18 protein-coding genes are annotated in these 15,064 nt (G+C 56.6%); 7 read left to right on the top strand and 11 right to left on the bottom strand.

Features of this window, described 5'->3' with window-relative positions; translation table 11 throughout:
* Positions 1 to 4: 4 nt before the first annotated feature.
* Entirely contained in the window at positions 5 to 511 is a 507-nt protein-coding gene (locus tag AC2FFA_RS20050) for a DUF721 domain-containing protein (protein ID WP_117872004.1), read from the bottom strand.
* Between the two features lie 81 nt (positions 512 to 592).
* Here AC2FFA_RS20050 and mutY point away from each other — a divergent pair, with 81 nt between their 5' ends.
* Both mutY and AC2FFA_RS20040 read left to right on the top strand, forming a co-directional pair.
* Positions 593 to 1,648, top strand: coding sequence for an A/G-specific adenine glycosylase (mutY, locus tag AC2FFA_RS20045; RefSeq protein ID WP_496852993.1), 1,056 nt, complete (start codon positions 593 to 595; stop codon positions 1,646 to 1,648).
* Between the two features lie 61 nt (positions 1,649 to 1,709).
* A complete protein-coding gene (locus AC2FFA_RS20040) occupies positions 1,710 to 2,846 on the top strand; it encodes an alkane 1-monooxygenase (RefSeq protein WP_496852992.1) in 1,137 nt (378 codons plus the stop codon).
* Between the two features lie 79 nt (positions 2,847 to 2,925).
* Here the strand turns inward: AC2FFA_RS20040 and AC2FFA_RS20035 are convergent, their stop codons facing one another.
* The 4 genes from AC2FFA_RS20035 to AC2FFA_RS20020 all read right to left on the bottom strand — a co-directional run bounded on the left by AC2FFA_RS20035 (position 2,926) and on the right by AC2FFA_RS20020 (position 6,842).
* Positions 2,926 to 4,308 (bottom strand): adenylate/guanylate cyclase domain-containing protein, encoded by a 1,383-nt coding sequence (locus tag AC2FFA_RS20035; protein WP_117872952.1) that lies wholly within the window; start codon positions 4,306 to 4,308, stop codon positions 2,926 to 2,928.
* 140 nt (positions 4,309 to 4,448) lie between these two features.
* Positions 4,449 to 5,549 carry a site-specific DNA-methyltransferase gene (locus tag AC2FFA_RS20030; protein ID WP_117871999.1) on the bottom strand — a complete coding sequence of 367 codons (1,101 nt, stop codon included), beginning with the start codon at positions 5,547 to 5,549 and terminating at the stop codon, positions 4,449 to 4,451.
* 107 nt (positions 5,550 to 5,656) lie between these two features.
* Positions 5,657 to 6,274 (bottom strand): ribonuclease HII, encoded by a 618-nt coding sequence (rnhB, locus tag AC2FFA_RS20025; protein ID WP_496852990.1) that lies wholly within the window; start codon positions 6,272 to 6,274, stop codon positions 5,657 to 5,659.
* 109 nt (positions 6,275 to 6,383) lie between these two features.
* On the bottom strand, positions 6,384 to 6,842 hold the full coding sequence (locus tag AC2FFA_RS20020) for a hypothetical protein (RefSeq protein ID WP_496852989.1): 459 nt from the start codon (positions 6,840 to 6,842) through the stop codon (positions 6,384 to 6,386).
* Between the two features lie 176 nt (positions 6,843 to 7,018).
* Between AC2FFA_RS20020 and AC2FFA_RS20015 the strand changes: the two genes are divergently transcribed.
* The 3 genes from AC2FFA_RS20015 to AC2FFA_RS20005 all read left to right on the top strand — a co-directional run bounded on the left by AC2FFA_RS20015 (position 7,019) and on the right by AC2FFA_RS20005 (position 9,660).
* Positions 7,019 to 7,306 (top strand): hypothetical protein, encoded by a 288-nt coding sequence (locus AC2FFA_RS20015; RefSeq protein ID WP_117871995.1) that lies wholly within the window; start codon positions 7,019 to 7,021, stop codon positions 7,304 to 7,306.
* Positions 7,278 to 7,979 carry a winged helix-turn-helix domain-containing protein gene (locus AC2FFA_RS20010; protein WP_496852988.1) on the top strand — a complete coding sequence of 234 codons (702 nt, stop codon included), beginning with the start codon at positions 7,278 to 7,280 and terminating at the stop codon, positions 7,977 to 7,979. Before AC2FFA_RS20015 ends, AC2FFA_RS20010 begins: the two co-directional genes overlap by 29 nt.
* Positions 7,980 to 8,085: 106 nt before the next feature.
* Complete coding sequence (locus AC2FFA_RS20005; protein WP_496852987.1) at positions 8,086 to 9,660, top strand: DUF427 domain-containing protein; 1,575 nt, start codon at positions 8,086 to 8,088, stop codon at positions 9,658 to 9,660.
* A 100-nt stretch (positions 9,661 to 9,760) separates the two neighbouring features.
* Here the strand turns inward: AC2FFA_RS20005 and AC2FFA_RS20000 are convergent, their stop codons facing one another.
* From AC2FFA_RS20000 to AC2FFA_RS19975, 6 genes are all read right to left on the bottom strand, one after another.
* Positions 9,761 to 10,555, bottom strand: coding sequence for a DUF1217 domain-containing protein (locus AC2FFA_RS20000; RefSeq protein ID WP_496852986.1), 795 nt, complete (start codon positions 10,553 to 10,555; stop codon positions 9,761 to 9,763).
* Positions 10,552 to 10,953 (bottom strand): flagellar biosynthesis repressor FlbT, encoded by a 402-nt coding sequence (flbT, locus tag AC2FFA_RS19995; RefSeq protein ID WP_496852985.1) that lies wholly within the window; start codon positions 10,951 to 10,953, stop codon positions 10,552 to 10,554. The genes AC2FFA_RS20000 and flbT overlap by 4 nt, the downstream gene beginning before the upstream one ends.
* Complete coding sequence (gene flaF / locus AC2FFA_RS19990; protein ID WP_496852983.1) at positions 10,953 to 11,327, bottom strand: flagellar biosynthesis regulator FlaF; 375 nt, start codon at positions 11,325 to 11,327, stop codon at positions 10,953 to 10,955. Before flaF ends, flbT begins: the two co-directional genes overlap by 1 nt.
* A gap of 77 nt (positions 11,328 to 11,404) precedes the next feature.
* Positions 11,405 to 12,616 carry a flagellin N-terminal helical domain-containing protein gene (locus AC2FFA_RS19985; RefSeq protein ID WP_496852981.1) on the bottom strand — a complete coding sequence of 404 codons (1,212 nt, stop codon included), beginning with the start codon at positions 12,614 to 12,616 and terminating at the stop codon, positions 11,405 to 11,407.
* A gap of 209 nt (positions 12,617 to 12,825) precedes the next feature.
* The gene (locus AC2FFA_RS19980; RefSeq protein WP_496852979.1) at positions 12,826 to 13,185 is read right to left on the bottom strand and encodes a flagellar biosynthesis protein FlgN; all 360 of its coding nucleotides are present in this window, start codon (positions 13,183 to 13,185) and stop codon (positions 12,826 to 12,828) included.
* The gene (locus AC2FFA_RS19975; RefSeq protein ID WP_496852977.1) at positions 13,175 to 13,450 is read right to left on the bottom strand and encodes a rod-binding protein; all 276 of its coding nucleotides are present in this window, start codon (positions 13,448 to 13,450) and stop codon (positions 13,175 to 13,177) included. Before AC2FFA_RS19975 ends, AC2FFA_RS19980 begins: the two co-directional genes overlap by 11 nt.
* 110 nt (positions 13,451 to 13,560) lie before the next feature.
* On the opposite strand from AC2FFA_RS19975, the gene AC2FFA_RS19970 reads away from it, so the two are divergent.
* A complete protein-coding gene (locus AC2FFA_RS19970; protein WP_496852976.1) occupies positions 13,561 to 14,784 on the top strand; it encodes a flagellar hook-length control protein FliK in 1,224 nt (407 codons plus the stop codon).
* 3 nt (positions 14,785 to 14,787) lie between these two features.
* A partial coding sequence (locus AC2FFA_RS19965) for a flagellar hook capping FlgD N-terminal domain-containing protein (protein ID WP_496852974.1) occupies positions 14,788 to 15,064 on the top strand: 277 nt, incomplete at its 3' end.

The raw sequence follows: 15,064 nt of genomic DNA, 5'->3' as shown, positions 1-15,064 counted from the left end.
TTTCTTAGCGTTTCTGTTTGGATAAAACGTTGCGCCCGAGACGTTCAAGGGCCGCGCGCAAATCTTCATCATTTACATTGCGTGACACTTTGTCAGCCTCGGCGGCAATGTCAGGCGCAATCTTGGGTTTAGCCTGCTTCGGCTTGTGGTCGAAACTGGCCTGCCCCTCGGCAAATCCGGTCGGAGCGGTCTGGGTAATGCGGACGCGGCTGATGGCGTTATAGCCATAGACCGCATTCACCTTGCCGCGAAGCTGTTCCTTCTGCATTTCCAGCATCGGAGCCTGTGGCCCGGTCGTCAGAACGGTCAGGGTCGCACCAAAACCGCCCTTGCCATAACCCACTTTGACTGGGCGTGCGATGGCGGCGATTTCCTGGCCGACGATCTCGGCCCAATGGGTCAAAAGCCGAGAGACGGCAAAACCCCGGCTTTCCCCGGCGCGCCTGATCTGATCGTTCAGCAAGGACGCGGTGCGTTTGAACCCACGGGTCGAAGAACGTCTGCGTTGCATCTGGTTTCCAGCTCCTACACCTCTATTGTACTGAGCAGGGCACCGGGTGCCAGAGAAACCCGACAGGGAGATGGATAAAACTTGCGTGACTCTGCTGAATTGACCGTCAGTGATGCGTTGCTGGAGTGGTACGACCGCCACGCCCGCGAAATGCCATGGCGCACGGGTCCGGCGGATCGCGCCGCCGGCATTCGTCCGGACCCGTATCGGGTCTGGTTGTCCGAAGTGATGCTACAGCAAACAACAGTTGCGGCGGTGCGTGACTATTTCCTGCGTTTCAACACCCTTTGGCCCACGGTTCAGGCCCTGGCCGCCGCACCGGACGAACAGATCATGGGAGAATGGGCCGGGCTTGGCTACTACGCTCGCGCCCGCAATCTGTTGAAATGCGCGCGTGCTGTCACGCAGGATCACGATGGCCGGTTTCCCGACAACTTTGAAGCCCTGCTGGAACTACCCGGTATTGGCCCCTATACAGCGGCTGCGATCTCGGCCATTGCATTCGATCAGCCCGAAACCGTGCTGGACGGAAACGTCGAACGGGTCATGGCCCGGTTCTATGACATTCACGACCCGTTGCCCGGCTCCAAACCCGTGCTGAAAGAAAAAGCGTCGGCTCTGACTCCGACCTCACGCCCTGGCGATTACGCGCAGGCGGTCATGGACTTGGGGGCCACCATCTGCACGCCGAAGTCACCGGCTTGCGGCATCTGCCCCCTGCGTGAACCCTGCCAGAGTCGCGTCGCAGGAACCCAAGCCGACCTGCCAAGAAAAACACCCAAAAAACCCAAGCCGACCCGCTATGGGCACGTGTATGTCGCGCGTATGGCAGACGGTGCCATGGTGCTGGAACGCCGGCCTGACAAAGGTCTGCTGGGCGGAATGCTGGGTTGGCCCGGATCAGAATGGAACGATGACCCCACCGAACGTGCCCCGTTCCCTTCGACATGGAAAATCTTGCCGGGCGAAGTGCGCCACACGTTTACACATTTCCACCTGATTCTGCGGATCTGGAGCACGGATGCCGTCCATCGGGACGTACCCAAACATCTGACCGTGGTAGACAAGCACAGCTTCAGACCCAGCGACCTGCCAACAGTAATGCGAAAGGTCTTTGATCTGTGGAGAGGACAATAAGTCCGCTGTGCAAGTCTTCAGGTCATGGCTAGGGTATGCTCATAAAGTCGGAGCAGAAAAGATGATCGCAACAGGCACATTGTCCCGCTGGCAATCTGCATCTCCTTTCTGGGTGTCGCTGCTGTTGGTTCCGCTGGTCTGGTTTTCAGCTGCTACCGGTGGATGGTCACTGCTGCTGGTTCCTGCCGCAACCTGGTGGGTCTTTGCAGTGATGGACCGGATCACCGGGCTCAACACTCAAAACGCCGACCCCGAGGCACCTGACACGGCGCTGCAATGGTACATTTTGCTGACAAAACTCTGGGTCCCGATCCAGTTCATCACCCTTTTTGGTCTGATCTGGTACGCAACCCACAACACCCATCTGTCAACGCTTGAGAAAATCGGCCTCTTCTTTGGCATGGGCGTCATTTCGGGCACGATTGGGATTAATTACAGCCACGAGTTGATGCACCAGAAAAGCCGCTTGGAACGCTGGCTGGGTGACATACTTCTTGCCATGGTGCTGTATTCTCATTTTCGGTCCGAGCACCTGTTGGTCCATCACCGCCATGTCGGCACCCCGCGCGATCCGGTAACGGCGCGCTACAACGAAGGGTTTCATCGCTTCTATCCCCGCGTTCTGTGGCAATGCTGGGTTTCGGCCTTCAGCGCCGAGCGCGACAAGCTAGCCCGCGTCGAAAGACCGTGGACAGATCGATCAAACCCGTTCTGGCGGTACTGGGCGCTGCAGGGTGGGATGCTGGTATTGGCCGGCCTGATCGGAGGATGGTCCGGCGTGGCGCTGTTTCTGCTACAGGCTGGTGTCGCGATCTGGCAGCTCGAGCTGGTCAACTACGTGGAACATTACGGCCTGACCCGAAAACACCTGGGCGACGGACGGTACGAGCATGTCCTGCCACGCCATTCGTGGAATGCCTCGCAGAAAGCGTCGAACTGGTTGCTGATCAACCTTCAGCGCCATTCGGACCACCATTACAAACCCAACCGCCGGTTTCCGCTGCTGCAACATCACGCGTCGGACACAGCCCCGCAATTACCTTATGGCTATCCCGTCATGACCGTGGCCGCGATGATCCCTCCGCTGTGGCGGCGAGTCATGAACCCGCGCGTTCGCGCGTGGCGACGCCACTATTATCCCGAGATCACCGACTGGCACCCCTACAACAAATCTCTGAACCCCATGCCCAAAGCGTGACCGCAGCGCGCACAGGCGCGCTGCTTGGCCCAACTGTCTGCACCGCATCCTCGATGCGGTTCTGACGGGCGGGAGGACCTCAGCTTTTCATCACCCAGACATCCATAGGTGCCTCGACCCCTCGAACGGATTGGTCGCGATAGGCGACAAAACCGGCCATGGCCTCCGACATCGACGGGTTTTCTTCCGCAACTCGCAGGCGCACGGCATCGCTGACAATGACACGCGCCTTGAAATCTCGCGTCAGCGCTTCAAGCTTGGCAGCCACATTGACCGCATCGCCAATCACCGCGAATTCCAACCGGTTGGCACCGATGTCCCCAAGTACGACCGAGCCGTAATGCACCCCAACGCCGACATGGATTTCGGGCTCTCCGGCCCTGCGGCGTTCCAGATTCCAACGGTCGATTCCACCCACCATCGCACGGGCGCATTCCAGGGCATTGCTCGCGTCCAGCGGCGTTGGCACCGGCGTGCCAAAGGTCGCCATCAAACCGTCGCCCAGATATTTGTCCAATGTCCCATGGTGCCGGAATACCTCGGTTTCCATACGGGCATGAAACCCGCGCAGCACCTCGATCACCTCATAGGGATCCCGTCCGGCGGCGTATTTGGTGAACCCGACAATATCGATGAACAGAACGGCCACATCCGCTTTACGGACTTGTTTCAGCGGTTCATCGTTCTGACTGAGCTCATCTACCACATTGGGCGAGAAATACCGTGACAGATTGGCCCGTTCCCTTTCCAGCCCCGCGTTGTTCATCAACAATTGATTGAGTCGCCGCATCGAGATGCCCAGCGTTACTGCAACCATCATGAACACGATAACCTGCTGAATACGTTGAGGGATCATGAAACTGTTGGGATCCAACAGCTCGGCGACATCCGGGTAGCCCTGCAAGGCCTCTGCGACCTTTTCGCTGATCTCCGGAATAGGCGTGGCCACCCACCAGGCGACGATCCAACCGATCGTCCACATCATTGCCGTCCACGAACCGATGGCAATCACCGTACGCCAGGAATAAGCCAAGGTTCCAGCCGCCAGAATGACGAAAAAATACTGAAAGTTGTCAAACCGATATTGCATGGCCAGCGGACGGACATCATCGCTGAACGGGTTGGGTACGATCATCCCAAGGGTCATGATCAACAGATCAACAAAGATCAAAAGAAGCTCGACCCGGGATTGCCCCACCCGGCCCGCGCTACGGATCAGCCATCCATTGGCACAGATCAGCAGCAGGATGAAATGATACCACAGCACATCCCATTGCGGGTTCAGAAAAATAAGCAGAGCCCCGGTCAGGGCCATGGCCACCCAGCGCGCGCGTACAGCCAGTTCAAGCCCTTCGCGCTTGTGCCGCTCTAACGCGGCCTCCGTGTACTTGTTGTCCAGATCGAACGTGTCAGGTTCCGTGAAAAACAGACTGCGGCGGGGCTGCGCGGTTGTCTCGGTCATGGCCGTGATCTTTCTTGCAGTGTCAGGGTTGTCTTCATGCAATCACTGTTGATCCAAAAACAAAAGACCCCGCCGTAGGATCGGCGGGGCAAGGCGTAGTGCCTTGTGTCAGGCCACAGGCACCGGCGGTGTTCTTGAAATCAGTTCATCTCGGCCCGGATCTGCTGACGCAGGACATCGATCGGAACCGTTTTGCCGTCGCGCTTGAAGCACCAATAGGTCCAGCCATTGCAGGACGGCGCATTTTCCAGATGAGCGCCTACCTGATGAATCGAGCCTTTGACGTTGTCGCCGACCAGCGTGCCATCGGCGCGAACCTTGGCCTTGTGGCGCTGGTTCATGGAATACAGCTCTTCGCCAGGGCGCAGCATGCCGCGCTCGACCAGCTGCCCGAACGGAACACGCGGCTCGGCACGTTTGCTCGCACTTACTTCCAGAGCCTCACGGTCGAACTTGCGCACCTTGGCGATACGTTTCTCGGCCACCTTGCGATAGCTTTCCTCGCGCTCGATGCCAATGAATTCACGGCCCAGCATCTTGGCAACCGCACCAGTGGTGCCGGTGCCGAAGAACGGGTCCAGCACCACGTCGCCGGGATTGGTCGACCCGATCAGTACGCGATGAAGCAAAGATTCCGGCTTTTGCGTCGGATGCGCCTTGTCGCCATTTTCATCCTTCAGACGTTCATGCCCGGTGCAGATCGGCAGCACCCAGTCGCTGCGCATCTGAACGCCTTCGTTCAGGGCCTTCAGCGCCTCATAGTTGAAGGTGTATTTGGCCCCTTCACGTTTGGACGCCCAGATCATCGTCTCATGCGCGTTGGTGAAACGCTTACCGCGGAAGTTGGGCATCGGATTTGATTTGCGCCAGACAACGTCATTCAGAATCCAGTACCCTGCGTCTTGCAACGCCGAGCCTACACGGAAAATGTTGTGGTAAGAGCCAATCACCCAGATCGCGCCGTTTGGTTTGAGCAGACGGTGCGCCGCCTTCAACCACGCGCGGGTGAATTCGTCATACGCGCCGAAGCTGGAAAACTGATCCCAGTGATCGTCGACCGCATCCACCTGGCTGTTATCCGGGCGATGCAGTTGGCCTTTCAACTGCAAATTATAGGGCGGATCCGCAAAGATCAGGTCAACGGACGCCTCGGGAAGACTGTTCATCACGTCGATGCAGTCCCCAGATAGAATCGTGTTTAAAGGGGGCGCTTTCGCGCCCTTTTTGGTGGTTGTCGTCATATCACTGCCTCAAGTGTCCACGGCGCTTTTGCGCTCATTTGGTTGAGACTAGGATGAGTCAAAGACGATTCGCCGTCAATTTCTTTTTTGAATCAGCGACTTACGATTTACTCTTGATACAAGATGTTGTGCACCGGCTTGAACGAACGTCTATGGTGTGGGGTCACGCCAAGATTTTGCAACGCTTCCTTGTGTTGTTTTGACGGATAACCGGCATTGGTTTCCCATCCATATCCCGGGTGCTGTTGCGCCAAATCCACCATCACCTGATCGCGCCAGTTTTTCGCAAGGATCGAGGCGGCTGCAATCGACACCGACCGTGCATCCCCCTTCACGACTGCCTGCGACGGAATCTTCAGGTCGCGCGGAATCATGTTTCCGTCAATCAGCAGGAAATCAGGTGCCGGCGACAGCGTCTCAACCGCACGTACCATCGCCAGATGCGATGCCCTCAGGATGTTGATCTCGTCAATCTCGGCGACCGAGGCTTCGGCCACCGCGAACTCAGCGCTGTGTCGAATTTCTGCATCCAGCGCGGCCCGACGTCTGGCCGTCAGCTTTTTGGAATCATTCAACCCTTCGGGGATGGCCTGTGGGTTCAGGATCACGGCCGCGGCGACAACTGGTCCCGCCAAAGGGCCGCGCCCGACCTCATCCACACCCGCGATGCGAAAATGGCCCCGGTCCAGCAGCGCCTGCTCAAGTTCGAAATCTGGTTTTGTCATACCCTTGGAAAACCGCGTTTCGCACAGCGCCGCAAGAAAAAAGAGAGGGCAGCCCACACCCCCCTCTCTCACACGGCGCTTCTTTGGCACCGCTCCTGCTCAACCGATGTTACTGATAAACGACACGGTATCCTTTCTGGCGCAGGCACGCGGGTTTATACGCCCGCTTGACCTTTTGGCCGTTCCAGAAACCGACCTTGCACTCTTGCGGCAGGCTATTGGCATGTTTGTAGTGCTTCTTGAGACATTTCGGCCCAAGTAACGGATGATCCTGTGAGTACCCGTTGAATGTACGAAGGCAACGCTGGGGCAGATCGTATCGCGCCACGCGCGGCGGCAGCGGGCGCACGGGCTGCGGCGTGTAAGGCGCAGGGGTATAGGTCTGGTGGCGAGCGGCTCGGTCCTTTTTCTTTTCCTTGTTATAGTAGTGAACCCCGGCACCGATAATCGCGATGGCAGCCAGCCCGCCAAGAATGTCCTTTGCATCAGCAGCCCGTGCCTGAGAAGCAGAAACCCCGGTTATTGCAACTGCGGTCACAACGATGAAAGTGATGAATTTCTTGTGCATGATGCGTGTCCTTCATAGAGTTTGGGCGACCGTGTGACGGAGCGCGTCCTGATTGCCCTGACATTGAGGGCGGCCGGCTCAGACAAGCAATAACCGCCCGGTGTTATCGGATATCAGAGGCCGCAAACCCCTTGGGTTATTGAATATCGCAGTAACTCATGCGCAGGATGCGGCCTATGAAACAGATACTCTCTTCTCTGACCTTTACGGTCCTGATATCGCTTGGCTCCACCGCGTCTGCCGCGGATTGCTACGCGGATTACAAGGCTAAGAAAGACAATCCACTGCGTCTGCATTACGGAGTCATTCAGGTCTCGAACTGCGATAAGGGCCAGGCCCGTGCAGAAATCGCCCAGCGCCTGCGCGCGTCAGGCTGGACCTTGCTTGAAGTGCAGTCCGTTTTCGGGCCGGAAGGGTTGGATCAGAGGAAGGGCAATGCCGGACAATTCTATCTCCGTTTCTGATGCGCGTCGGTCTGGTGTCAGGCTGGTTGTGCTGGGCATCGCGGCTATTGTCGCCATTCTGATCACCGCCGCGGTTTTCCTGTTCTGGACCCTGCCCGACGCCAACGCATTCAACGCGCGAGCCGAGCGATTATTCGTCGAGGCCGATCTGACCTCGCAAACTGAAATCCGGTTGCTTGAAATTCTGGCCCAGTCTGGCACCGCCTTCGCGGACACCTTGTCCAGTTATCGGATGGTGATCTTCGTGTTGCTGGTTTTCGCCAGTGCGATGATGGTCTCGGCATTGGTCTTTCTGGTAATGCTGGTTCTGCTGAACCGGCGCATGGCGCAAATCGAACGCACCGGCATTCAAGTGACATCCCTGCTGATCAGCCGCGAAGAAAATACTGTCTACCTCAACAACATGGATTTCAAACTCACACCTGCCGCCATGGAAACCCTGTCGGTTCTGGCTGAATCCCGGCTGGATGACGAGGTATTGTCCGGTGCCCAGATCGAAGCCATGATTTCCGGCCGCAATGCAGCCGATTGCGACGAAGCTGCGGGCGCGACGCGGATCAAACGGTTGCGGGATGCGCTTGGCAACCAGATGGTCAGTGAGCTTCTGGTCAAGAACATCGCCAAAAAAGGCTATATGCTGTCCATCGAAAAAGACGTCATACAGATGGTCTGAGCCTTGCTGTGTGACCGTATGCGTTGGCACTTTTCCCTTCGCCGCCTCTTGGAATGTGCGATGCAAAGCCCCATTCTAGAACAACCCCAGGCAAGGGAGGTCGCATGTGAACGTCCACGCCGCACCAAAGATCAATGGGTATGGAATATCGGTTGAATCGCTGAATGGCAGAATTGCCATTTACCGAAACGATGTGCTTTTGGCTGAAAGTACAAATGCCAAGGTGATGTATGAAACGCGCCTGCCTCCCACGATCTATGTTCCCCGCGCGGATGTCTGTGTTGATCTGAGCGAAGAAACAGACCTGCAAACATTCTGCCCGTTCAAAGGCACTGCCACTTACCACGACATCAATCTGGGTTCCGAAAATCTGGCCAATTCTGTCTGGGCCTATGAAGAAGCCCTGCCTGAAAGCGTGGCCATACAAGGCTGCATAGGGTTTGTGCCCGGCGCCTATACGAAAATCGATTTGGGCGAAAACCACCTTCGCGAACCCGATGACGGTAGTATCAGCGGGCCGCTGATCGATTGGCTGATGCGGGGTGCTTCGACCGCGACAACACCCGAGAGCTTTACCAAAGCGTTGGCTGAGAAGATGCTGGAGCATGGCATCGCGATACAACGGCTGAGCATTCTGGCCTGGTCTCTGCACCCGCTTATCGCGGGAAAGCACTATATCTGGGAAAAAGATGAAGACGAGATTCTGACCCGGGCCCCGACATACGAAATCTATGATCACCCGGCGTTCATCAACAGCCCTTTGCGACATGTCTCGAACGGTCTGGGTGGCGTGCGGCAAAGGTTGAACGATGAGAACCCGCATAACAGCTTCCCGATCATGGAGGATTTGCGGGCCAAGGGCGCAACGGATTACGTGGCCATGCCCTTGCCGTTTTCCGACGGGCGCACCAATGTTCTGACGCTGACCTGCGATCACCCGGACGGGTTCACTACCGAAAATCTGGGCCTTGTATTTGAATGTTCCTCTGTCATTGCCCGTTTCTACGAAGTGTTCATGCAGCGCGAAAACGCGCAGGTCCTGCTGGAAACCTATGTCGGCAAACGTACCGGCGCGCGTGTGCTGGGCGGCGAAATCAGGCGGGGTGACGGGGATGAGATCGACGCCGCAATCATGTTCTGTGATCTGCGCAATTCAACAAGCCTGGAAGAGAAGCTGGGCCGGGGCGAGTATATCAATCTCCTGAACGAGTTCTTTGAAACAGTCTCGGGTATTGTTCATGACAATAACGGAGAAGTTCTGAAATTCATCGGCGACGCTGTGCTGGCCGTTTTCCCGGCAACGGACGAGAATGCCAGTGCAGCCCGCACCAATGCCCAGCGCTCGGCGATCAAAATCGTAGAAACTTTGGGTGAGCTGCGCAAAGAAGGCACAGACGTGCATTGCGACTGTTCAATCGGCGTCGCTTATGGGCGTGTCACCTACGGCAATGTGGGGTCTCGTGAACGCCTTGACTTCACAGTTATCGGTCAGGCCGCGAACATCGCAGCGCGTTTGGGAGAATTCGGCAAGACGCAGGGGCACCGCATTGTCGTTTCCGAAGACATCGAACCGGCCTGTTCCAACGCCGTGCCGCTGGGCGACGTCAATCTGCACAATGTGTCCCAACCCGTCAGATCTTATGCTTTACGAACAGCAGCCGATGAGATTCTGAACGGTTGAGGCCTTCCGTTTGCAGTGCTCAAGAAAAGCAGGTTTTTCGATTGACGTGATGCCGTCGCGACTAAGCCCCATCAACGAAGTCGATCCGAGAACGTCCGGTTCAAACAGCTCCCAGCAAGATCAATGCCGTCTGCGCTGGCAAGATCGTACTCTGAAGCTGGGCAATCTGGCTTCTGGCCAAATAAGTGTCGGTCAGTTTCTCAATGGAGTCTGGATTCGAAAACTGCGCCAGATCCTCCGAGCCAGTCAGTTTGAGCAACCTGTCCTTAAACTCGACCAGCTGCTTGTCAATGTCCAGCTGCGCAAAAGACGACGGCAAACCAAGTGCGGTTTCCATCATGCTGCGTAAGGGTGGCAGCCCCATCAGATCGAACCACTTTGTATCTGCGCTGGAGGCGCTTTTGGCGAGATCCGAAAGCTCCCGTTGTACATAGAGCGAAATACGCATCGTCTCATCTGATGCGCCAACAGCAATTTCAAACCGGGCGGTCAAATTGGCCTGAGCGATTTGGTCCATGTTTGAAGCCAGCGCCGTTTTGCGGACAGCGCCGGGACCAAATCCAAAGGCATCCGAAAACTCCCGGTATCGTTTGTCTGCCAATCGATTGGACAACGCGTCATCCGCCTGAGTACCATCCTCAAGGATTTTCTGTATGAAGAACCGGTTTTCCACATCTCCTTCCAGCCCAAACGCACCCAACGCGACTTGCAACAACCTGCGATCCGACACCAGCTCTTTGGCGGATTGAATTTTTCCGATGTTGTCCAGAAAGTACTTGGTCTCTCTCTCATTCACCGCTGAAGACGAAAAACTCTGGAACTGGCCCTCATAGGTACGTTGCAAGAACCGCCAGCCCACGATCCCGCCGCTTTGGATGACTGGTTGAAATGTCATTGCTGATAAGCCATCAGCCGCTCTTCCCGTGGCAGAAGCGAGCGATGGGATTTGAGGCATTTGTAATAATGCTCCGCGACCAGGGCATCAGTGGCTTCGGCCAATACCCGTCGGCTATCAGCGTCCGTAAAAACCTGGCTCAGCTCTTCCACGCGCCGCAACAGTTGCTGACACGCTTGCCCCGGCTCCATGTCGCCGGACAATACAAGCTGAGCAGCATAGCAGACGCGGCGCACTGGCGTGTTCACTTCGTCAGGATGAATCGCGTCCCGCAGTCGCAGTACATTGGCCTGCGGCGTCATGATCGAAAAACGGCCGCGACGATCCCCGTTCTCGATCACAACTCCGTTGATCAGAACCCTTTCTTTCGGGGCAAGCTTCAGGACCAGACCGCTCATCAAGTTGCCCTCATCTGGCGCAATCCGCGCAGTACGGCTGTGTTGATTTCCACTAACGGTTCAATGGTTGCGCCGTCTCCCAAAACTCGGCTGCTGTGTTGCTCGGTGAATTCAGCAAGGTAGAAGATTCTGGCTCTCAGGTCGTTGGGCAGCGCATTATTGGAATCGGCGACACCAGTTGCCAGCACCCCCCATAGCCGCCGGTTTTCGTGTACGGCCTGAACAAATGCCGAAAAGTCCGTTGCCTTTTGTGCAGTTGCCGCCTTCAGGCGCCGTGTGATCCTGGAAATCGCTTCGTATTCCGTATCGCGAGGCGTCCGCGTTGGCGCGGCGGTTTGCGCGTAGGTTTGATGGGCTAGGGTTTGTGGTGTCACTTGAAATCCTTCCAAAGAGCCGTCTTCAGGCAGTCATTGATGGGGCGCGAAAACCGCGCCCCAACCGGTTTCGCGATTTAGCGGAACAGCGACAGTATCGATTGCGGCGCCTGATTGGCGATCGAAAGCGATTGTGTTGCCAGCTGTTGCTGAACCTGAAGTGCCTGAAGTCGCGCGGACGTCTCTTCCATGTCCGCATCGACCAGCGAGCCAATACCTGACTTGAACGAGTCGGACAGGTTCGAGATGAACTCTTTCTGAGTCTCGATCCGGCTTTGGGAGGAACCGAAAGCAGCTGATGCGTCGATCGAAGTATCGATCAGCGACTCAACGGCAGCCAGGGCAGCGGTCGCACCCGCGCCGGTCGAGACATCAATACCGGCCAGCGCGCCCAGACCACCTGCACCGGCATTCACGAATTGAGCAGAGAACGAAATGTCAGAGCCCGTACCGTTGGTGACAGACAAGGTTCCGGCGGTGCCTGAGTCATAGTCTACGGTCAGACCGGTAATCCCAAGCTCTTCAATCTTCGATTTCAATCCAACGGCAACCAGATCACCGGTTGTTGTCGCAGCAGCGTCTTCGGCAGACACGGTATAGGATACAACCTGATCGTTAATCGCGACGACGACCTTGTCGCCGGCAGCAAAGGCACCGCTGGATTCGTCGGTGACGAGCGCCGTTGCAGCGGTCGCGCCGTTGTCGATGGTTGCGCCAACGCGATCGTTGCCTGTCGATGCGCCGGTCGAACCGTCAAAGACCTGCTTGGTGACATAACCGCCGGTTGACAGGTTCTGCCCTGCAACGGTGATCGACGATGCGGTCACGGCCCCGGTATTGTCACGATCCAACGACGCCAGAACCGATGCGGAACCGGCAGAGCCGTCAACCAGGTTCAGGCCATTGAACTGCGCTGCGCTGACAACGGACGCGATCTGATCTTTCAGAGCAGTCACGTCATCATTGATTTTGCCTCGATCAACGTTGTCTTCCTGCGCGGCGACGATCTTGCCTTTCATCTGTGTCAGCAGATCAGTGACGGTTTCCGCGGCATTTCGGGCAACGGCGACGGTCGATTCGCCAAGCGCCAGGCTGTCCTTGATGGCATTGAAACCTTTGACGTCCGACTCCATCACTTTGGAAATCGCCCATACTGCCGAGTTGTCCTTAGCCGTTGCGACATCCTTGCCAGTCGAGATTGCGTTCTGGGTCATCGCCAGGTTTTTATTGACCGACTTGAGAGTTTGCAGCGCAACCATCGCGCCATTGTTTGTCAGAATGCTGGACATAGCTTTCATCCTTTTCCGTTCGGGCCATTTTGCCCATTTTCACCCCGCACTATTTGCAGGCATTGGTGTCTTTCTGACCTGTGCGACGCGCCGCGTGGCCGTTCGCGCCACCTGCTGATTTCAGGTGCAGCACCACTTTTGAACCCGATCCCCTAACGGAGTGCTAAAACGCGCAACCCAGAAATTTCGGATTTGAATCAAACTTCTGCCTACGCCCGCTTTTCCAGCTTTGCAGTGTTACGAACCGTAAATTCACTCCGCTGCCCGTCTGCACCATAGGTGCTGAATTCCTGCCGAACACGCCGCAGTTCAGCCATTCGGCTGGCGACTGCTTGGATGCCTTCAGCCGCGCTGTTCAGCAGCGCCTGATTGCGTTCGGCTTTCTGTTGAACGCGAATCAGTGCCTCGCTTTCCAGCACCTGAAGATCATTGATTGCGCCGATCAGCTTCTCTTTTTCAGGCGCCATGCTGGACAAACGGTCCAGATCTCCCTGCACAAGTGCGACACGTTCCAAATCCAGGACTTCTTCCAAAGACTTGATCAACACTGTATCGGCCTTAGACGTCATCGGTTTTCTCCATCAGTGACTTGAACAGAATTTCGGAAAGGCCCACGCCACCGGGCCGGGCCAGTTGCTGCGCCTGATGTTGAACAAGCATCGAAGAAAACTGATCTTCACCTGCACCACCACCAAAGGACTGGCGGGTCTTGCCCAACCCGGCAAATTTCAGCATTTCACCTAGAAACGCGGCTTCCAGCTCTATGGCCGCATCTTTCAGTCGGGTTTGGGATGATGGTGATTGAGATACGTGAGGAAGGGTGGAAACCTTCATGACCTTCTCCGAATTTGCCTCGAACTTTCTCGATCAAAGGCGAAAGCGGTTAAAAAAAACGAAACTTCCTGCAGGCAGTGTTCCGACCAGACACACGGAGCCGGAGCAAAATGCCCAACCCCCTAACGCTGGCGAACGCAACGCCGACTTCAACCGAGAAAGCCGCCACATCTCGTAAAGCTCCGGGCCAAAACACTGGCTCGGAGAGCTTTCAGGACGTCCTCGGACAAGAGGTCGGTGCCACTGGCCTTCCTGAAGGCGAAAACTCTGCCATCAATTCCGAGCTGACAAATGTCGAAGCGGAGCCCGAGCCTGTGCCGGGGACAACGGCCGAGGCATCAGCAGCGGCCCATCCCTCCCCGATTTCAGAACACACCGGTGAACAGCAAATCCCTTCTGTATTCCTCGAAACCCCCGGCTTAGACGAGATAACGATGGTGCCGGTTCAGATTGCGGAGGCAAATCAAGCACCCTCAAAAATACCGGATCAACCACAGGTATTGGTATCAAAAGGATTGTCCCTGCAAAGCGACTCGTCTTTCCCGGTTCCGCCGCTCTCGCAGAAGGCGCAGGATCCGACGCCCCAACCTGCGCAAATGACAAACATGACCGAAAAAGGCCAAGTGTTTGATCAGCTGGTAAAGACCAAAGGCACGGTCGAACAAATGGGGGGCATCCCGCTTCCTCTGGACCCTGAAAAGAAACTGTTGCCCGAAGTGAACATTCTCACGCCTAAACCACCAACGCCTAACCGGGCGCCCTCGGTGGCGCAGCTTCAGCTGATGGCAACTGCTGTTGAATTCGAACCGGTGGCACCCGTTGTCGAGGCTGAGGCCCTGCATGCCGCCAGAGAGGAACCTTTGCCGCTGACCTCACGCGATTCTGTGCCTCAACTCACGAGTCCGTCTTCTGCCGCCCGAGCAGAAATCGCCCGGGCGATGGCTGGTCAGCTGGCAGCAGCGGTCCAGACACGTACCGGATCAGGAGCAACGGAAATTGCGCTGAATCCGGAAGAGCTTGGGCGTGTTTCCATTGTTCTGAATGGCCGGGAGGACGGCCTGCAAATCACTATTGCGACCGAGCGTCCGGAAACCCTCGAATTAATGCGACGTCATTTATCCGTTCTGACAGAAGAGTTTCAGAAACTGGGCTATGGGGATCTGAGCTTTGATCTGGGAACCTCTTGGGGTTCTGGCGCACATCAAAAGGGTGCAGACGACCCAGACACCCAATCCCCATCACGTTCAGAAGCTGCGCCGCACGAACGGATCGATCGCACAACTTCCCATCCACAGAATCTGGCCTCGGGCCGGGGCATCGACATGAGGTTTTGACCAATGATTACGCCTGTCGACACCACGCAGCCCGTTGCGGATCAACAAAAGGCCGGGGCATCACAGAAGTCTGCGATTACTTCGGACTTTGAGACATTCTTGCTGATGCTAACAGCGCAGGCAAAGAATCAGGATCCGTTGGAGCCGATGGATTCGACCGAGTATGCGTCTCAGTTGGCGCAGTTCTCGATGGTCGAGCAACAAGATGCCGTAACGGGGCCTGCGTCACGCACCGCCGTTACCACTTGTCAAATCCGCGCTGCGCTGCCGCCATTCCCGT

This window comes from Ruegeria sp. YTSB088 (genome assembly GCF_059609825.1).
The sequence above is the reverse complement of the archived record's forward strand: the minus strand, read 5'-3'. Positions and strand labels throughout refer to the sequence as shown.